This window comes from Pedobacter sp. HMWF019 (genome assembly GCF_003061025.1).
Classification (GTDB): domain Bacteria; phylum Bacteroidota; class Bacteroidia; order Sphingobacteriales; family Sphingobacteriaceae; genus Pedobacter.
Genome location: NZ_QAIL01000401.1, coordinates 12,822 through 33,873, shown reverse-complemented (window position 1 = coordinate 33,873; position 21,052 = coordinate 12,822). Strand labels below are relative to the sequence as shown.

The 21,052-nt window shown below is 40.0% G+C and carries 13 protein-coding genes; 3 read left to right on the top strand and 10 right to left on the bottom strand.

The window, feature by feature from the left end:
- Window positions 1-69 precede the first annotated feature (69 nt).
- A complete protein-coding gene (locus DBR11_RS21720) occupies window positions 70-675 on the top strand; it encodes a hypothetical protein (RefSeq protein WP_108554713.1) in 606 nt (201 codons plus the stop codon).
- Here DBR11_RS21720 and DBR11_RS21715 read toward each other — a convergent pair.
- From DBR11_RS21715 to DBR11_RS21680, 8 genes are all read right to left on the bottom strand, one after another.
- Window positions 672-4,691 (bottom strand): chemotaxis protein CheB, encoded by a 4,020-nt coding sequence (locus DBR11_RS21715; RefSeq protein WP_108554712.1) that lies wholly within the window; start codon window positions 4,689-4,691, stop codon window positions 672-674. The two genes, DBR11_RS21720 and DBR11_RS21715, sit on opposite strands and share 4 nt — an antisense overlap.
- 152 nt (window positions 4,692-4,843) lie before the next feature.
- Complete coding sequence (locus DBR11_RS21710) at window positions 4,844-5,341, bottom strand: hypothetical protein (RefSeq protein ID WP_108554711.1); 498 nt, start codon at window positions 5,339-5,341, stop codon at window positions 4,844-4,846.
- 72 nt (window positions 5,342-5,413) lie between these two features.
- Window positions 5,414-6,322 (bottom strand): metallophosphoesterase, encoded by a 909-nt coding sequence (locus DBR11_RS21705; RefSeq protein WP_108554710.1) that lies wholly within the window; start codon window positions 6,320-6,322, stop codon window positions 5,414-5,416.
- A gap of 12 nt (window positions 6,323-6,334) precedes the next feature.
- Window positions 6,335-8,134, bottom strand: a complete 1,800-nt coding sequence (locus tag DBR11_RS21700) for a RagB/SusD family nutrient uptake outer membrane protein (RefSeq protein WP_108554709.1) — start codon at window positions 8,132-8,134, stop codon at window positions 6,335-6,337.
- 5 nt (window positions 8,135-8,139) lie between these two features.
- Window positions 8,140-11,541: a TonB-dependent receptor gene (locus DBR11_RS21695; protein WP_199233912.1), complete on the bottom strand. Its 3,402-nt coding sequence runs from the start codon at window positions 11,539-11,541 to the stop codon at window positions 8,140-8,142.
- A gap of 231 nt (window positions 11,542-11,772) precedes the next feature.
- Window positions 11,773-12,915, bottom strand: a complete 1,143-nt coding sequence (locus DBR11_RS21690; protein WP_108554708.1) for a FecR family protein — start codon at window positions 12,913-12,915, stop codon at window positions 11,773-11,775.
- A gap of 87 nt (window positions 12,916-13,002) precedes the next feature.
- Complete coding sequence (locus DBR11_RS21685) at window positions 13,003-13,584, bottom strand: RNA polymerase sigma factor (protein WP_108554707.1); 582 nt, start codon at window positions 13,582-13,584, stop codon at window positions 13,003-13,005.
- A gap of 158 nt (window positions 13,585-13,742) precedes the next feature.
- Window positions 13,743-14,417, bottom strand: a complete 675-nt coding sequence (locus DBR11_RS21680; RefSeq protein ID WP_146186621.1) for a hypothetical protein — start codon at window positions 14,415-14,417, stop codon at window positions 13,743-13,745.
- Window positions 14,418-14,629: 212 nt separating this feature from the next.
- Between DBR11_RS21680 and DBR11_RS21675 the strand changes: the two genes are divergently transcribed.
- A complete protein-coding gene (locus tag DBR11_RS21675; protein ID WP_108554705.1) occupies window positions 14,630-15,601 on the top strand; it encodes a type IX secretion system membrane protein PorP/SprF in 972 nt (323 codons plus the stop codon).
- Window positions 15,602-15,605: 4 nt separating this feature from the next.
- Complete coding sequence (locus DBR11_RS21670) at window positions 15,606-17,579, top strand: OmpA family protein (RefSeq protein WP_108554704.1); 1,974 nt, start codon at window positions 15,606-15,608, stop codon at window positions 17,577-17,579.
- 126 nt (window positions 17,580-17,705) lie between these two features.
- Here the strand turns inward: DBR11_RS21670 and DBR11_RS21665 are convergent, their stop codons facing one another.
- Both DBR11_RS21665 and galA read right to left on the bottom strand, forming a co-directional pair.
- Complete coding sequence (locus tag DBR11_RS21665; RefSeq protein WP_108554703.1) at window positions 17,706-18,197, bottom strand: hypothetical protein; 492 nt, start codon at window positions 18,195-18,197, stop codon at window positions 17,706-17,708.
- A gap of 47 nt (window positions 18,198-18,244) precedes the next feature.
- Window positions 18,245-21,052: a beta-galactosidase GalA gene (galA, locus tag DBR11_RS21660; RefSeq protein ID WP_108554702.1), complete on the bottom strand. Its 2,808-nt coding sequence runs from the start codon at window positions 21,050-21,052 to the stop codon at window positions 18,245-18,247.

Sequence of the window (21,052 nt, the reverse complement as noted above, 5' to 3'; positions counted from 1 at the left end):
GTTTAAGGCTGCCATGCAGTGTATTGTGGTTCCCTAGGTTTAAAATCATTAATAATCTTATTTATAAAAATGGGCAAAGAAGAAATCTTGATTGAAATTGAAGAGGCAGTTGCATATGCTGACTTAGAGGAACTGGATAGATTATTCGATCTTTACTTAAGTATAGAAACTGAAGATGAAGCGAGTAAAACGCTTGCAATGATTTTATATAGCAATTACAACACTTTTTCAGAAAACAATACGGTAAGGATGATGGAAATGTTGATTCGGAAGCGTTCAAATCTGGCCACTTTAAGAGCGTCAGAAAACTTTCTGTTTAGAATATCCGTTCTTAGGGGGTCGGTAAAGTTGTATAATTGTTTTATTAAAGAAGGAATAGAACCTTTTTTATTAAACTGTGATTCTGAAGAAAGAGAGAGCTATTATAGTAAACTGGCCAATGTGGCAGAGATGCTAACAAATGTACTTTTTAAGAAATATAGTCAATATAGCAGGGGAACGGATTATAATGGAGCATTTGAAAGGGATGAAGGGAGTAAAGATGTTCTAATGATTAATAAAGAAGATTATGAGTTGATGGACGATATCATAGAGAAATATAATACCATAGTTGGTCGCCGGGATATTATTAAAAATCTGATTAAGCGTTCCGGTCAGAAATGGCAATATAGTTAGTCTATAAATGGCAGAGAAAACCAAAATGTAGTTCCTTTTCCCGGGGTGCTGTCTACGCCGATATTCCCCCCATGACGCTTAATGATTTCTGAACAGATGTAAAGTCCTAATCCCAAGCCAGAATATTGTTTTTCTGTATAATCTGCCCGATAATAACGATCAAAAAGATGAGGTAATTTGTCTTCTGGAATGCCTGGTCCTGTGTCTTTTACAGAAATCGTTGCCATGTTATTGTGTTTTTCTACCTTTAAATAAATAGACTTTGAATTTGGGGCGTATTTAACTGCATTATTTACAAAATTAACGATGACCTGTTCAATGCGGTGTTCGTCGGCATCAATTTGCAATTTTATATCGCCTTGAACAACAAGTTTAAACTGGCCCTCTTCTCTAATGTGGCTACAACATTGATTGAGCATATTGATTACATTGAAAGTGGTCTTATTCAGGGTCAATTGTCCTTCACTCATCCTGGATACGTTAAGAAGGTCATCGATCAAACTGGTAATCTTCTCCATACTTTTTGTTGACTGATCCAGAAGTCTTGAAAATATAGGTTGAGAAGGATTATCTCTCATGCGGTTCATGAGCTGTAAAGATGCTTTAAGGCTTGTAATCGGGGTTTTTAATTCATGACTGGCGATACTGATAAACTCATCCTTTTTCAATAACAATTCCCGGGTACTTCGTTCCAAAGATTTCTCCATGGAAATATCCAGTACAGTGCCAATAAAACGAGTGGCCTTTTTTCCTTCATTGAGATAGGCCTTGCCTTTGGATTTTATCCAGCGAATTTTTTGATCATGAAGACCAATAGAACGGTATTCTATATTAAACTCTCCGTTATTTATACCACTTAATGCTTTGTTAACGGCTTCGCTGGTCAATTCACGGTCGTCGGGGTGAATCAGGCTTAAAAAGACACCAAAATCCACATCATCTTTAGGGTATAATCCATATAATTCCTTACAGCGGTTATCCCAGATCAATTCTTTTGTAAATACATTTAGGTCCCAGGAACCTATGCCAGCAGATTCTATGGCAAAGTGAAGCCGTTCCTTACTTTCTGCAAGTAAACGCTCTGCTTCGACAAGACCTTCCTCAACTTTGCGTTTATCTGTTAGATCATGAATGGCTAGTAATGTTAAAGTTTCAGAGGTATGGGTATCAAATTGTCTTGCTGTGAGAAGCATGATCTTATGGCCAATTGTATTGAACACATGATTAACTTCAAAAGCCTTGAAAAAACCTTGTTCAGGCAGTATCCGCTCTAACTGTTGTCGGAGCACTGGTATGTTCCATTGTCCGTTACCCAGATGATACAGAAAATTTCCTTCGGTTTCTTCTTTAGTTACCTTAAAGGTTTGATAGAAACCATCTGTGGCCCGGATCACTTTAAGTTCTTTGTCCAGAATAACAAGCGGATCATGTATCGTATTGAATATTTCTTCGATGTATTTTTTTGAATTATTCAGTTGCTCATTACGGTCATGTAATTGGGTGTTTACAAGCCTGATTTCGTCATTCGTTTTAAGTAGCTTTTTGTTGGTAATGTCTAGCTCTTGCGATATCTTTTTGAGTTCAGTTACCTCATGGAAGCTAATGACCGCACCATCAGACTGCGAGCTGTTTTTCCGGATATAAGGCATTGTCATCACCTGATATATTTTTCCATTTGATGCTTCAGCTTCTCTTGTAATGGTCTGTTCATCCAGCATAACTTGTTTGATGTCATCAACAAGGGTTTCAAATTTTATATTGGTGGTGATGTTGCTTAAGGGACGGCCAATATCACTTTCCCGAATATTAATGTGTTTTACTGCACCAGGAGAGTATTTTTTTAACAAAAGGTTCTGGTCAACGAATAATTGTCCATTGAGGTTGCTTCGGAAATAATTGTTCAGGTCGTCATTCAACTCTGTTAATTGCGCATTGGTTGCCTGATATTCTTTATTAATGGTGTGTAATTCTTCATTTACCGATTGTAACTCTTCGTTTGCTGATTGCATTTCTTCATTTGCCGATTGCTGTTCTTCGTTAAATGTTTGCATGTTTTCGTTAGATGATACAGATCTTTCATTAGCAGCCTCCAATAATTCTCGGGCTTCTGCCAGTTCCCATTCAAGACTTCTTAAATGATCTTTGGCCAGACGACTAAAGTCGGCAGTTGCAATTACATCAAGATCTTCGGGTTTATTTTTGTTCTCAAAGAATAAGATCAGCAATAGTTTTTCCTCTGGCTTATCTATAAAAAACGGCTTGATTACTATATTGACAAAAAACGTCTCCTGAAATTTCAAGGCATGGAGTACAACTCTTTGATTCCGTTTCAATGCTTTGTGAGCTGCGGCTTTAAAAACAACAGATATGTGGTCTGGTATTAGATCGTTTAGATTAAAATTGAAATTTTCGTTTTTTAAATATTTTGTCGTATCTCCAAAAGAACGAGAAACAATTAAATTTTCATCGGTACAAACACCACTGAAACCAGATTCCTCCAAAATTGCACTGTTCAGTTCATCTCCCTTTACTAGCCTGGTAAAAGAGGAGATATTGTTTTTGCTAGAGTCCATCTTAGTGGTTACATTTTCTATTGCGGGTGCTGGAAAGGTGTCGAACTTTACAGGCCTGCCAATTTTTGTACTTTGTAATATATTCCATTTGGTGCTGATTTCTTTAAAGTCTGTTTTTAGAAAAGAGGGATTTTCGCTCGGTCCCAGAAACAGGTATCCTTGCTTTTTAAGTCCGAAATGCATCATGGAAAATGCTTTTTCCTGTAAACCCATGTTCATGTAGATGAGCAGATTCCGGCAGCTAATCAGATCTATATTACAGAAGGGTACATTTTTGACCAGATCATGTGAAGCAAATACAATCATTTTTCTGATCTCGTGGTTTATTTTGAAATTTGCACCCGCTGGGGTGAAAAAATTATTAAGCCTTTCCTGGGTAACCGTCTGTGTAATAGTATCCGGATATATTCCTTTTGAAGCGATAGCTAAAGCAGCCTTGTTAATATCGGTTGCGTATATCTTAACCGAACTGTTCTGATTCTTTTTGTTTAAAAATTCTTTGATCAAAATGGCCAGGGAATAAGCTTCCCCTCCCGTGGCACACCCGGCTACCCATAGTTTTACAACATCTTCTTTTCGGTCTTGTGATAAAATAGAAGGAATAACGGTTTTTTCGATAATCTTAAATGCTTCAGGATCTCTGAAAAAAGAAGTTACACTAATAAGAAAGTCGTTGGCGAGTAACTCTATCTCTTCTGGATGTTCAACGAGGAAATCGTAATACCTGTTGGCTTCGTTGAAGTTATGCATCATCATCCGTCTTTTGATCCTTCTTAAGATCGTTGCCTGTTTATAATCTGTAAAATCAAGAGGAGATTTGCCCTTAATCAGATGAAGAATGTTTGCCAGTTCGGCTTCATCAATCTGTGCATCTTTCACATAATCTTCAATAACCTTGGGCATCTGTTGGGGAGAGAGAACAAAATCGGTACAACCTGTTTGCAGAGCAGATAAAGGCATGTCTTTAAAGGCAGCTGTCTCTGGATCTTGCACGATGATCAGGCCCCCCGATTTTTTAATCGCTTCAATACCTTTAGATCCATCATGACCTGTACCCGATAAAATAATCCCTATGGCTTTTCTCCCTCGCTCTTCTGCCAATGAGGAGAAAAAGTGGTCTATGGTGAGATGTGGTGGGTGTTTATCTTTTTTATCTGATAAAATCAATTTACCCTTTTTGATGGTCATAAAGCTGGTGCTGGGAATCAGGTAGACCCTGTTGGCTTCGACTGGTGTTTGATGGGTAACCTCAATGATCCGTAATTTACTATGAGACTTGAGGATTTGGGCCATATGGCTTTTAAAATCAGAGGAAAGGTGCTGGATCAGGATATAAGATACCGCGTCTAAAGGGGTATGGTCAAAAAAATCAGATATGGCCTCAAGACCACCAGCGGATGCGCCAATGGCAATGATATATTGTTTATTGTCAATTTTTGCCATTGGATGAAGATCTCCAGTAAAGAGAAGTATGAGGAAGTGGAAGAGATCCTATCAAAGATAGTCATTAATAACTGTCTTTGCATTGAATATCAGTGTTTACGGAAAATGACGATAAAGTCTTTCCTGAATGTTCAATTTGCCATATAAACAGATCATTCTTTAGGACTTAAACCTACTTTTTTTAGATACTGTTTCTGAACAAGTAAAACGCTGTCTGGCATTCTGTTCAGGATTTGATATTGCGTATCTAAAGCTTTGTACAAGGTGTGTTTTTTTGCGATATTCTTTTCGTCAAGCAGTTCAGTTGCTGATTTGCCATACCGCTCTATTTCTTTAAAATAAGTGGCGACAGCATTGCGGAATTCCGCTGCATCTTTATTGCTGCTTTTCATCACATCCAGAGAAACAAGGTTACTCTTTGCACCATTGGCAATATTACCAGCTATGGCACTTAAACGAATCGAAGTGGAAGGATCGGAGGTGAAAATAAGGGTCGAATCGCTGAACGTTTTCTGAGCCCCGTCTACCTGGTTCATTTCGCGTACAAAAAGATCAGTAACAAATTCATTGTATGCATATTCTTTATTTTCATTGCAGGCAGTACAAAGCAGAACAATGAATAAAATTGCAGTTAAAGCTTTAGGTTTCATAGGCTTTTGAATAGAATGTTTAGCAAGATAAGAAATAATAAAAAACGCATCTGTTAACAGATGCGTTTTTTATTATATGGTAGGGATGTATTCGTTCTCTAAAGATCCATCGTCATAGAGTTTAAGAATAGCATAGCCCGGAGGTGTTTGCTGATAGTAATAAGGCTTAGCAGATTTTGCATCTCCTTTATCCCACCAAAAACCACTCATTGCTCCATTACAGAAATATTGAACATCATTGTACCAGGCGCGGTCCAGTAAATGTTGGTGGCCGCTCAAACAGACTTTAACCTTGTCTTTATGTTTATAAAACAATTGTTTAAGTTCTTTGTGATCACCATGCTGACCACCTTCCCAGGTATTGGTTACCGTTAGGATTGGGTAATGTGACATCAATAATACTGGTGTATTTGCGGGAAGTTGTTCCAGCTCTTTCTCCAGCCAGCTGTATTGTTCCTGATCCAGTGTAATGTTCTTATTATTACCGTCTAGAATGATAAAATGCCAGCCTTTTTTTGAAAAACTATAATAGCGATTAGGAATTTTTAGTCTTTTAACCACGTAGTCTTTTCCATACATTTCATCATCCTTAGAAGGGGCTGCCCACCAGGTATCGTGATTGCCAATACAACTGTGAACATCGTAGTCTGATATTTCCTGCAGGCACTTATCCCAAACACCCCATTGTTCCACAACAGATTCTCTTTTGATGTTGTCGTAATCGGCAGCATGAATGCTGTCTCCTCCATTCAGAAAAAAGTCAATCTTCAACTTTTTAATATCCCGCAGATAACGCTTAAATTTCTCAGGAGCATCTTCAAAATTGCGTATGTGTACATCTGTGATATGCGCCACAGTGAGCACCAGTTTCTTTTTTGAAGATTTTTCAGATATCGGGCCTGCTACCGCCTGGCCAATTTCCCCCAAGGCCATTGCTAAAGTGGCCAGGGGGATTGCTTTAATTAAACTTCTTCTTTTCATGTTATTGGTTGATTACCAGCCTGCAGGTTGTGTTAATTTTGGATTCAGAACAATCTGTTGAAGAGGTATTGGAAAATAGTAGTATTTAGGTTCTATAAAAGAACGTGGGGAACTGATATCCTGAGGAAACATCACAAATCCTTTGGTTCCTTCGCTTAAATAAAAGCTATTGCTGTTCAGATAATACAGAACCAGTTTTGAACGTACTGATTCCGGAAGCGAGGAGATGGGACCGGTTTCTGATGGTGAATTTAAGATGGCAATATCTTCTATGCCATCGCCAGTTACATCATAGGCGCCTAAACCTGGAATATACATGCCTTGAGTAGGTTTAGCCAGTAATTTACCTGCTTTCCATCTTAAAAGGTCGTTAAATCTGAAGCCCTCACAAGCCAGTTCAACATTGCGCTCCCGTCTGATTTCCAATAATACGCCTTGATTACTTCCAGTAGTTAAAGGATACATAGCAACCAGTACAGGGTCGGGTTGTGCATTTGCAGTAGTCATATTCAGAGCAGGCATACCTACACGGCTCCTTAATAAATTAACAGTTTTATCCAGGTCTGCCTGGGTTAAGATGTTGAGTTCTGTTTTTGCTTCTGCATTAATCAGCAGCACTTCCGCATAGCGGATTACCGGTAGATCTGTAAATTCTGTATAGACTTTGGTAGAAGGATCAAGTGCATAGAATTTGATTTGCGGATAACCTCCAAATGTAGGCCTGGTCTTATTGGGAATACCTCCGATAACGGTAGAAAACCCAGGAGGCATAATGGTTGTGCCCATCCTTGGATCTCTGTTGGTGAACATTTGCAGATAAGGTTTTGTACTGTAGCCAGGGCTGGAGGTAAAAGGTTTGCCATCGAGCATTAGATAAGTATCTGCCAGTGATTTGCTCAGAGACCATTGCCAGTCAAAAACATAGTGTGTGCTGTTGGAATGGTTTAACGCCTGATCGTAGTCCTGATAAAAGATCATCTCTTTGTTGGAACTCAGATCTGTACTGGTAAATAGTTTCTGATAATCTTCAGCTTTCTTACCTGTATTATAAATGGTGAAACCAGCAGCCATAACTTCCTGTGATGCGGAAATCGCTCTTTCCAGAAAAGTGTTCGCTGTATTTTGGAGGTTCAGTTCGTCGTGGTATTTCCGGAAGGTACCTTCAAACAGGCAGAACCTGGCCAGCATAGACAAGGATGCCCATTTGGTAATTCTTGTGGCAGAGCCATCAGGTTTCACATGTGCCGCTGCAAATTCAAGATCTGCGCGAACAGAGTCGGCAACCAGGCTGCGCGGGTCTTTGGCTTTATAAAGTGCAGCATCGTCGGTGGCTTCCAATACTGTATTATAAAAGGGGACGTCGCCAAAGCGTTTCATCATCTGAAAATAGAATACAGCTCTGTAAAAACGAGCAATGCCTTTAAAATGATCAATTGAGGCCTGATCTCCCTTTACATTTTGGAGATTATTCAACATATAATTGATCCGGCGTAGATTATCCCATTTCCAGGAGTCGCCCGAGACATTTGAGGCACTGATGTTGCCCCGGATCATATTGTCTACTTCGCTTCCGCCAAGGTATACTGAAATGTTGTCCGAAAAGACATCATTTGTACCGGCACCTAGCGACGTGTTTCCACTCATTTCATAAAAACCATTGCTATAGGTTTCCATGTCGGCAACTGTTTTAAAGAAATCTTTAGAGGTAATGGCACTTTGAGGAAGTCTATCCAGGAAATCTTTCTTACAGCCAGAAAAAATAATAGCTGCAAAAAGTGCCATCAAAAAAGTGAGGTAGTATCTTGTTTTCATGATGCTTAAAAATTAACGTTCATACCGAATGAATAGGTGCGCTGGAAGGGGTAAATATTTCCGTTAAGACCTTCCGGATCTAATTTTACTTTGAGTTTAGTGTACTCAAACAGGTTTTCACCACTTACATAGAAATGTACATTGGCCAGTTTTAATCTGCTTAGAACACTCTTTGGAAGTGTATAACCCAGTGTGATGTTTTTAACCCTTAAATAGGCCGCGTTTTGCAGGTATTTGTCATTAGGAATGCCAAGTTCCATACCCGCGTCTTCAGCGGCATAGGCTTTTACCCTTGGGAAATAGGCGTTAGGGGTTTCTGGTGTCCAGTGATCCATGTTTTGAACGGTTACGTTTGTCCATGGTTGGGCATAAATTCCCCAGAAATATATATTGGAATTTCCTGGATACCAGTCTCTTTTGGCTACTCCCTGTAAAAATACGCGGACGTCAAACCCTTTCCAGGCGGCGGAAAGGTCAATACTGTATGGCAGGTGAATTGCGTTGTTTCCTATTTTGGTTTGATCTCCGGGTTTATCAACGGTATTGTTGCCAAAATCAACTTTTCCATCTTTATTCCGGTCTTTAAATTTGATGTCACCTACGTAGTATTGATAGTTATCATCATCTTCACCTACTGCAGTTTGATCGGCGTGATTTTTCAAGTCGGCCGCATTCTGGAAAAAGCCTTCTGTTTGTAAGCCCCAGATCTCGCCAATTTCCATACCCTTATAGTAATCGGTTAGGGAATTTGTAGGATTGTCGAAACGGGTAATGAATGTTTTGCTATCACTTAAGGCAAAGGTGACGTTATAACTTAATGGAGAGCCGGCTACCGGAACATTATCTTTCCAGCTCAGTTTCAGTTCCCAACCGTTTGTTTTCAGGTCGGCTGCATTGGTTGTAGGTGAAACTGCTCCGAAAACCCCCGGCAATGGTTTTCCGGGAACGAGCATGTTTTTTGTGTACCGGGTGTATTTATCTAAGTTTAGCTCCAGTTTGTTGTTTAAGAAGCTCAGGTCGGCACCGACATTGACCGTGGATACTTTTTCCCAGGTAAAATTATCTGAAATTGCCGCCGGAGGATTTACATAGGTTACTTGTTTACCATCCAGGATCTGTCCACCTTTAGCGCTTTTTAATATAGACAGATAATCGTATTCATTCACAGAAGATTGATTTCCCAATACCCCATAAGACCCTCTGATCTTAAACTGATCCATGTGAAGGGCTTTCTTTACAGGTTCAAAGAAGTTTTCTTCAGAAAGTATCCATCCGGCAGAGGCTGAAGGAACAAATACCCATCTCCGGCCAGCAGCAAATCTGGATGAACCATCATAACGGCCGTTAAACTCCAGCAGGTATTTCTCTTTATAGTTATAGTTTAAACGGTAGAAAAGCCCTTGAACTGCCCATTCTTTAATGTTTTCCGTCGTGGTTTGATCGCCCGTAGCGAGATTGATTGATGGAATGTTGGTAGAAATCAGCTGTTTACGGTCGGCCTGAAAATAGGTGTTGATGGAATGTTCCTGGTTATAACCAACTAATCCCGAAATAAAATGATTCCCAAGTTTTTTATGTGCGTCCGTATAGACATTAACCACATCATATTTAATGTTTGTGTTCTGATCTTTGGCGCTGGTTGTGGAGGTTAAGGGTGGAGATAAATTTGGCCCCGTTTTATAAGCTACAGGAATTTCATAAGACCTGGAGAGCGTGTCAATTCTGCGAAAAGTTGCGTCCCCTTTTAAGCTCCATACATCTTTAATCAGTGAAGTATTAAAGGAGAAAGTGGTCTGTACGGTGTGGCTGTTAACGTTTATTCTTCCGCCTTCCTGCGCTGCGCCCAATACACTAGCTCCTGCTGAAGTCCAAGATCCGTCTGGATTTCTAGGTACATCAATCACATTGGAGCGATTGATTTGTTGAAAATAACCTCCGCCGTTCACAATGGTCGGGGTTTCATAACCTCCCTGGCTAAGTACCGTATTGTTAGATAGAGTAAGCCATTTGGTTACATTTAAATCTACTTTTGCCCGCATGTTGTACCGATTGTTCTTTTCATTGGCATTTTTTACCAAGCCTTGCTGATTGTAATAACCAGCAGACAAGTAGTAACTTAGTTGATCAGTCTTTTTAGAGAGTGTAAGATTGGCATTATAGGTAGGAGCTGAATTATTATAGGCCTCTTTAATCCAGTTTGTATTTCCAATATAGAACCATTTATTAGGATCGTTTGGATCAATGATAACACTGGGCAATGACATGTCTAAAGAACGCAAACGTGCAGCTTCAACCAAAGCTGGGCTGTAAGCCGGATTATATAGAGGATAGGCAGCCTGGTTCTTCATTTGCAAAACCGTATATGGATCCGTCACCAGATCCGGCAGTTTTCCAACGGTCCGAATGGCGGTATAAGCATTAAAGCTGACATTGAGTTTATCACTTTTTGCAGACTTGGTGGTAATCAACACTACACCGAAAGCTGCTCTTGCCCCATAAATTGCTGCAGATGCTGCATCTTTCAAAACGGAAACACTTTCAATGTCAGAGGTATTTAAAGACAGAAGTTCAGAAGAAGAGTAGGGGATATTGTCTACCAGGATTAAAGGCTTGCCACCATTAATAGAAGTAAAACCACGAATATTGAATTCTGGTGCAGTATTAGGTGCTCCATTGGCAATCGAAATATTCAGGTTAGGAATCAATCCCTGTAAACCCTGTCCTAAATTGGCGATAGGTCTGTCATCTAGTTGTTTAGCTGTAATGGCATCTACTGCTCCCGTTAAGTTTGCCCTTTTTTGCGTACCATAACCTACGACCACTACTTCATTCAAATCAGAAAGTGCAGGAACCATTTTAACCGACAACTCATTAGATGTTTTAAGAGAGACCTCTTGTGTTTGATAGCCCATGTAAGAAAGCACAAGTATCGCATCATTATTAGAAACCTTGAGGCTGAAATTTCCATTCTGATCTGACTTGTACCAGGTTTTGGTACCCTTAATCAAGATAGAAACGTATGGCATAGGCATTCCTTTTTCATCCAGAATCTTTCCCTTAATTTCTATATCTGTAAAGATCCTGATCAGTTTTTCGAAGAAAGAAGTGGAAGAAGGTTTAATGACAACGGTATTGGCCTCAATTGAAAAGCTTAAGTTTTGCCCTTCCAGGCATGCTACCATAACCTCATTAAGGGGCGTGTTTTTAAATTTGACACTGATGGTGCGGTTGGTTTTAAGTTTATCCTGCTCCCAGAGAACATTGTACCCGGTTTGCTTTCTGATTTCCTTAAAAACGGATTTTATGCTGATGTTTTTTCCTGTTAAAGAGATATTCTGCGCACGGATACTGGCACTGGCCTGGACCAGGAAGGCAAGCATGAGCAGGGAAGTAAGTTTAACATTCATTATCAACTGCCTTTTTAATGCGGTTTTTGGTAAAAATTTGGCCATATAGGTACCTGCCCTATGTAAAAAGCCCGTATAAATTTTATACATTTGATTGTTTGTTGTGGGTTTAAGTATTGTATATCCTAATTTATTTTGCTAGCCCATATTCAGCGCGCAGTATACTGCGAACATAGATCAGTGGTGTTCCGAGGCATCACTGATTTTTTCTTTTGGAACAAAGCGGTTGGCTCATTTTAAAACGATAATTTTCCTCCCTTCTATTTTAAAGTGAACAGATTCGGTTAATTCCAATGTTTTTAAGATCTGTGATACACGGCCAAATCTGGAGACTGTACCAGTAAAATATTTTTCACGAAGTTGATTTTGCTGAAATTCAATGTCTACATTATACCAACGGGATACTTTTCTCAAAATGCTCTCCAGGTTCTCATTGTTGAACATGAAAATGCCCTCTTTCCAGGCCAGGGCCTCTTCGATATCAACAGATTGTACTTTAATCTGATGGTCAACAACTGCCTGCTGGCCAGGAGCCAGTATTTGAGTATCTCCACTATTATTGGTTAAAGATACTTTTACACTGCCTTCGGCTAGTGTGGTTTTTGTTGTTCGCTCGTCGTCGTAAGCGTTTACATTGAAATGTGTACCCAACACCTCAATGTTTTGTCGCTCACTATTTACAATAAAGGGCATTTTTTTGTTCTTGGCCACTTCGAAATATGCTTCTCCTTTTAAAATGACCCTTCTTTGTTGCCCGCTAAATCTGGCCGGATAACTTAAACTGGAGGCTGCATTTAGCCATACCTTAGTGCCATCGGGCAGATTGATCTGGTACTGACCGCCTTTAGGTGTTTCAATGGTGTTTAAAGCAGCAGAACTACCTGCATCATTTGGTCTTAAGTTTGCCTGTTGGGTGTAAACCAATTGACCGTCTGCGGTCTTGGTGATTAATATTCCGGATTGTTTTGCAATGGTACCCTTTAGAGCATCTTCAAGCACAATTTTAGAGCCATCGGCTAAAGTAAGAACAGCCTTGTTGCCACCGGCAGGCAAATCTGTTTTTGCAAAGTCTGTTAAATTACCCCTTGAGTTGGTTGGTTTCATGAAGTATAACGAAACCCCCAATATTGTAATTACAGCAGCGGCAGCAACCGACCAGCAAAGTGTTTTTTTGAAAGGATATTTTATACTGTTCTGCCGGCTGATGTTTTCCCAGAGTACTTTTTCCATCTCCGGATAATCAAGCGGGTCAATATCCTGAGGCCTGTCTTTGGTTTCTTCTAAATACCAGCTTTCCACAAGAGATTCTTCTTTAGAGTTACCTTTGCCTTCCAGGTATCTGGATATTAATTTTTTCGCTCTTTTATTCTTCATTCTATATTACCAGTTAGGGCGTTTTTACATAAGAGCATTTGTAAGGACCCAGGTAGTAGAGGAAATTGAAAAATATTTTAAAAAAGTTTAAAAAAAATGGAAAAACAGTAGAATTGCCATAGCTGCACCCAATTTGAGTTTTAATATTTTAATGGCGTTGTTCATTTGTTTTTTTACCGTTTTATCAGAAATTTCCATCTTACAGGCAATTTCTTTTTGAGAGAGGTGTACTTTTCTGCTCAATTCAAAAACTTCTCTCATTTTAGGTGGGAGTTTGGAGATCTCACTTTCTATGCGGTTGGATAATTCCCGGTTGCGGATCAGATGATCTGTAATATCTGTGCCTTCATCTATGAATTTCTCCAGTGAATTCATATAGCGTTCTTTGATCTTTCCTTTTTCAAATAGCCTTAAGATACTGTTTCGAACACTAGCATATAAAAAAGCAGATAAAGAAGTATGGAGATCAATAGTTGATGATTTAGCCCAGATCATGACAAAAACATCCTGGATCACATCTTTTGATTCCTCTTCATTTTGTAGCATTTTCTTGGAATACCTGTAAAGTATGCCCCAATATCTTTTATAAATTTCCTCATAGGCCCTGTGGTTGCGCGCTTTTAAAAGCACCATAAGTTCCTCATCAGAAAGCAAATTATAAGCGATCATATATGTCTGCAATGAAAACACAAAATAAACATTATATCTTATACTTAATGTTTATTTCTTATTGTTGTTGTGTTAAATCTGCAGCAAATAGGGAACGCTGAAAAGATATAAAAAGCAAAGGGGAGCACTTCCCCCTTACTTTTTTCATTGTGTGTGTTTTAATTATATACGATACCTACGGTATAAGAGTGTTTAATGAGGCTAAGCTTGTTGTTTTTGAAAATCAATCTGACATAAGAACTGCCCATTGTTCCGTCGTTAACTTTAAGTGGTACTGAAAAGTTAAAGTCCCATTCTTCATCAACAGCCATATCCTGATCAAAAGCTGTATCCAGTTGTTTAACAGATAACCGCATTTTATAGTTAGCATAGGCTGGTATTTTATAGAGATTCACCAACTTAGCATATAAGGTATTTACCGGATCGTTTTTGTGAATGGCCATTTCATCTGTCGCATCCTTAGGCCATTTTGTAAGGTCCGATGGATTAGTACTAAAATCAGCTATATAAACTATTTTACCTTGATAAAACTGGAAGAACAGGCGGGCTGCCGGATCGGTTTTTTCAAGAGAAAGGCCTTGGTATAATTCCAGACGATCCTTCAATTCTTCTGGTTTGGAATACGTTTTTTGATTGGCTATAATGATTGTGCTGAATTCTTTTTCTTTACTCATTTTTTGGATTTGGGTATAGACAGCTGCTGGTGAACTTCCAATCTGGATACCCCATTTTTTACCGCTGGAAATGGTTTCTTCAAAAGGTTTGTCTTGTTGGTCTTTTTTACAGGAGAACAGCAAGACTACCGAGATAAATAATAGTATGATTTTTTTCATTTTGAGGTTCATATTTAGATCGTTTAAATTGGTTTAGAGGTAAAACGAAGACAACATTGAAAATGCTACATTCATATTCCTATTTAATAAAGATTTAAAAGTTAATAAAAATGAACAGAAAATGAACACGGGAGTATATAGATATTGCTGTCAAGTAAACTATTTTTACTGACTTATATCTTGTTGGTTAAACCTTCAAAGGGGTATAACTTATGAAGAAAAGACGACTCTTACTATTTATACTTACGATATTCTACATTAACATGGCTCATGCACAACAGGATGCTCAGTTTAGCCAGTATATGTTTAACGGGATCTATATCAATCCAGCCTACGCGGGCTACAAAGAACAGCTGAACATTCACGCGTTTTACAGGAACCAGTGGACCGGGATTACCGGAGGGCCAAAAACGATATCACTGGCTTTAGATGCCATTGCCAACGACGGTAATGTTGGCTTGGCCTTGCAAATTTCCAAAGATCAATTGGGCGCACAGAGCAACCTGGCTGGGTATGCTAATTATGCTTACCGGATCAGGATGAATGAAGATGGAAGTGCCCGTCTGGCTTTCGGCCTCGGAGTAGGCGCGGTACAGCTTGGTATTGACGGAGCGAAACTGAACCCTAACGAAGTTGAGCCGGACCAGCCTACAGGTTACCAGAACACCATTGTACCGGATGCGAGGGTTGGGGCATATTACGCTGACAACCGTTTTTATGCGGGGCTCTCTGCTGATAACCTGATCTCTCAATATATGAACGTTGGCCGTTATGCTTTTATCCCCCAACCTAAGCCTCATTATTACTTAACTGCGGGTGCCTTGGTACCTTTATCTGAGGACTTTTTGCTGAAACCCTCTTTTCTATTAAAGGATGATCGTGCAGGGCCAACCAGTTTGGATTTGAATGCCTTTTTGCTCCTTGGAGAACGGATATGGGTGGGTGGATCTTATCGGATGGGCGTAAAACTTTATGACAAAAGCTACCTGCAACGCGATCTTAGTATGCAAAATTCAGTAGTAGCAGCAATAGAAATTTTTGCTTCCAGTAATTTTCGCATTGGTTATGCCTATGATTTTTCTGTAGGGCCACTACAGGGATATAGCGGAGGAACGCATGAAATCTCTATAGGCTATTACTTCAAGCCCAAAAAGACAAGAATGTTAACACCCAGATATTTTTAAGCAAATGAAGTGGATTCCATTTGAAAAGACATTGTTTGTTTGCTGTGCAGCGATTATATTGTTGTGTTCTACTGGTGTTGTGAAAGCACAATATGTTATTAAAGAAGCTGATGTAGCTTATGATTTATATAATTACGATAAAGCTATAGACCTGTATGAGCAGGCTTATAAGAAAAAGGAAAGTTTGCATGCAGCAGAGCGTTTGGCTTTTTGCAATCAGCAGGTTCGAAATTATAAACAAGCAGAAAGCTGGTATGCAATCGCGGTAAAGCTGGCAGAAAGCCGAGCCGAGAATGTATTGAATTATGCACGGGCCCTACAAAACAACAGTAAGTACAGTGAAGCACGAGTGCAATATTTGAAATATGTAACGCTGAATACGACAGTTAATGCGGAGCAAAAGGAGATTTGGCTGGTTAGTTGTGATTCTGCTGCAAGCTGGATGAAAAAACCAAAAGCTGCACTTGTTGACAACCAGAAAATATTAAACAGTAAGACTTCTGACTGGGGAACTGCGGTGTACCAAAATGGACTTGTATTCAGCTCTGATCGTAGGAATGCAGTTTCGGAAGTGTTAAGAAAAGGAAAGCCTTTTTTGAAGTTTGATGCTTCCGAAGTTCCAGATCGGAATGTATATGGCTGGACAGGGAATGGCTATTTAAGCTTGTATGAACAGAAGTCGGAAGATGGACCCGTTACTCTTTTCCCTTTGCATGTGCCGACAGATTACCATGTGGCCTCCGCTAGTTTTGATGCCAATGGAAATGAGGTCTATTTTACACTGACCCGGATTCCCAAAAAGGGAAAATTTGACAGTAAGCGAATTCAGACGGTGAACATAGAAATCTATAGTGCGAAAAAAGATGCACGGGGAAACTGGAGTAATCCAGTTTCCTTCAAATACAATAAGGTGAATGCTTATTCTGTTGGTGACCCCTTTTTAAGCAAGGATGGTCAGGTATTATATTTTGTGTCCAATATGCCTGGAGGAAAAGGAGGGACCGATCTTTACTATTGCTGCAGAGAAGCTTCAGGAGACTGGGCTCTTCCTGTAAACATGACTGAAATGAACAGTGAAGGCAATGAGCGGAGTCCTGCGGTTGATCAGCAGGGAAATTTTTACTTTAGCAGTGATGGCCGGATAGGAATGGGCGGCCTGGATATTTTCAAGGTAATATTCAAGGGGGATCACTTTGGTGGGATAGAGAATGCAGGTTATCCTTTAAATTCTCCTCAAGATGATTTTGCCTATCAAGCTATTTCGGCAGATAAAGGTTATTTTTCTTCTAACCGGTTGGATGGTTTGGGGAGTGATGATATTTACAGTTACGTTATGCAAACGGTGCTGGCGTTCAGACTGGAAGGTGTAGTCTATAAAAAGGGCACTTCAGAACCTTTAGGGGATGTAGTGGTGACGCTACAGAAAACAGGAGGTGGAAATCTTAAGGTACAAACCGGCGTAGATGGTCGTTTTGGGTTTAACCTTGCCGAATCTTCGGGCTATGGTTTAACGGGAGAGAAGACTGATTTCCGGCGGGATAGTGCTTCAGTGAGTACAATTGGTTTAACAACATCAGCCGTATTGAAACAGGACCTGTATTTAGAAATGATGACCTTGAACAAGGCAATCCGTTTGGAGAACATTTATTATGATTTTAACAAAGCCAATATTCGACAAGATGCAGCCAGAGAATTGGACAAATTGGTCAAAATCATGAAGGATAATCCAACAATGTGGATCGAACTGGGGTCGCATACCGACAGCAGGGGCAATGAGCAATACAACCAATGGCTTTCTCAGCGGAGGGCTAATTCTGCAGTGCAATATATCATTGATCAGGGTATTAGCAAAAACCGAATAGAAGCAAAGGGGCATGGAGAAAGCCAGTTGCTAAACCGTTGTGCTAAGGGTGTGAAATGTTCTGAGGACGAACATCAGCTAAACAGAAGAACAGAATTTAAGATTGTGAAGTATTAAATTCTGGTTCATTTGATTTTTTACAGACCCGATTATCAAGATGAATCATTTTAGATAAAATGGAGTAAAGAGTTAGCTATGGATAAGATTTTAAAATAAAAGAGGCCGGATTTTCCGGCCTCTTTTTTATAAGGAATGAATCCTGGATTTCTCAAAGAGCCTTATCCATGCCTTTTTTGAAAACATTACTGTTTCATTTTTATATTTCGAATCCTTTTTAGGATATACATCTAACATGATGTTGTTAATACCGAGTAATTTCATCGGATGTGGAACAATCCTGATTCCATTGAGCGTTACTTCATTGTCCTTAAACTCATCAAATAAATCCAAAATATACTTATAGAAATCGGCTTCTTCTTTAGCAGAGGAAAAATTTATGGTTTCATAAATTTGGGTATTCATCCCGCCTTTGGTCACATATTTTAGATATTCTGTGTTTCCTAATGAATACAACTCGTAGTCGGGGGTTAACATGGTAAGTTTAACTCCAATTCTCTTTGGCTTTGCGTTGGCCTCGTCAGCTTTAACTTGTTCCTTCGTTCTGCCAACCTGAAACTGAGAAAAAGCACTCAGGGAGGTTAAGGCAAAGGCAAGAATCAATAAGGGTTTTTTCATAGATAATTAAATATTGATTTGGATTCGAAGATAAAAAAAATATTAATTTATCTAAACTCGACCACACCTCCAAAGCCTGTTTTTTCGTTCACACCAGATTGGAACAATACCGTTATCTGGCTATAAGTTTTGTCTTTAGGAAGGCCAACTTTAAAATCAGATGGTTCTGCATTTGTTTTCTCTCCAATCTTTTCTCCATTTGCCCAGATCTCTGCTTTGCCAGTTAACTGTTTAAAAAGAATTTCGGAACCACGTTCTACCTGCTGCTTTGAAAGCTTGATATTGCTTCTGTACATAACATATTTGCCTGTCATTTTCTGGAGTTTTCCAGTGGTGCTGGGCTGCCAGCTGTTCATGTCATTTTCTGCAATTTCCTTTTTTGGATCAGGTTTACTTATGCTCATTTCCGACATCAGCCATTTGTCTAAAAGCTGGTTAGAGGAAATCACAGGCACATAAGACAATGCAGGGGCTTGTTTTACCGGAATGACCAGTTGAGCAGGTTTCATTCCCTCTGCAGATGCGATTAAGGTAATGGTTTGATCTGTACTGGTTTCATCAGTTTGGATAATAACCTGTGCCAATCCATTAAACAAACTTCTAACATTTCCTTTTTCAGGTTCGTGCGAATTGGGATCTCCATTGCCTACACTAACAATACGGCCCGGGCCACTTAAAGTGAAATTGACCTTGAAGTTGGCATAAGGAACTGCCCTGCCTTTGCTATCAAGAGCCTCAACAGTGATGGGCAGTGCGTCAATACCATTTCCTTTTACTGAAGCACGGTCTGGATTTAGCGCTAAACGAACCGGAGCGCCTGTGGTTTCAACAGTGTAACGGGAAATTTCTTTTCCTCTTACATAACCAATAGCCATTAGTTTTCCCGGCTGATAGGGAACCCGCCAGGTGTTCATTTCATATTTATCTGCTTTTTGTTCTCCAATCAATTTGCCATTTAAAAAGAGTTTTACAGTTTCTGCATTGCTGATGGCCATCACCTTGATGTTTTTACCAATGCTATCGGCCGGCCAGTTCCAGTCAGGAATCAGGTGCATTACGGCTTTGCCTTCCAGCCATTGTGCCTGGTGAATATAGTACGCCGTTTTTGGAAATCCGCAGAGGTCCATAATGCCGAAAAAAGAACTGACAGTTGGCCAGGCGTGAGGTGTCGGTTCTCCATGATAGTCAAAACCTGTCCATACAAAACCACCTGCAAGATACGGACGTTCTGCAATCGCTTTCCAGCCATTGCGGTGGGTTGCGCCCCAATCTGCGGCATGGGTATCATAACTGTCAAAAACATGCTTGCTATTGTTGGTCGTATATTCGCCACGGGTCATAAAGGCCGATACGTCTTCGGAACTGGTTAAAGGGATGGTTGGGTTTTCTTTATGAAAGCGGTCATAAGCCCAGATTTGATAGTTAAAACCAACTATATCTACAGCCTGGCTTACGTTTACCGGGTCAAATAATCCTCCGTTCATTGCGGCAGTTACCGGGCGGGTAGCATCCAGTTTTTTGACCTCATGACTCATTCTTCTAACCATTTGATAGCCGATTTCTGTGCCCTGCATCGGTTCTTCATTAAAAACAGACCATAAGATAATGCTTGGGTGATTGCGGTCTCTGCGTATCAGCCATTGCAGTTGTCTAACGTACTCTGGTGAAGAGTTGAAGTTTCTGTTTTCGTCCATGACCATGATTCCCATGCGGTCGCAAAGGTCAAGGAATGATGCGGAAGGAGGATTGTGTGAGCATCTGTAAGCATTTACACCCATTTCTTTCAGCTTTCTTAACCTGAATTCCTGGATGGCATCTGGCACGGCTACACCTAAGCCAGCATGGTCAAGGTGGTTGCATACGCCTTTCAGTTTTACGTGTTTGCCATTGAGAAAAAAACCAGAATCTGCATCAAATTTTAAGGTTCTGAACCCACATTTAGTGCTTAAGGAGTCTATGATGCCGCCATTTAATTTTACAATGGTTTTGACCTGATAGAGTGTTGGACTTTCAAGAGTCCATAGCGCTGGATTGCTGGTTTGAATTTTAAGCGTTACAGAATTGGTATCTAGAGTATTTATAGTGATAGATTGCTCTTTCTTCTCTAACAATTTTCCTGCTGTAGTGTATAATCCAACTTCCACTTGCGCAATTACGGGTTTGGAACCTGTATTTTGTAAGCTGATCTCTGCCGGGATTTCCCACCGGCCACTGGCCAGCTTAACAGGGTTGGCATATACACCATCAGTAATGATATGTACTGGTGAGCGTTTAATGAGCCAGGTATCTCTGTATATTCCTGCACCTTCGTACCACCAGCCTTCCATGGAGTTTGCGTCTACGCGAACGGCTATAGTATTCACTTCATCACCGTATTTAGCAAAGGGTGTAATGTCAATATAAGAGGAGGTATACCCGCACCAGTTTCTGTGTACAACAGAACCATTGATCCAAATAGTGGCATAAGTTGCAATGCCTTCAAATTGCAGTTCAAGATGCTTTCCCCGATCAGATGGATCTAGTTTGAACTTTCTTCTGTACCATCCAAATCCTCTTTTTCGGTAACCTTGAGAAACATTTTCGGTAGAATCGCATGGATTTTCTATAGCCCAGTCGTGGGGTAAGTTCAATGTTCTCCAGTTATGGTCATCGTAGCCTGGTGCAGCTGCACCAGAAGCGCTGCCAGCTTTTGCATTCATGTAACTTTGGCCGTGTCCTTTAATAACGGGGAAGGGAACATCTCCTTCATAAAATTTCCAGCCTTTATTGAAAGATAATTTTTCCTGTGCCTGGGTAAGAAAGCTACACAGGAATATGCACGCAAAGTAGACTGTTTTTTTTAAAAATAGGTTCAT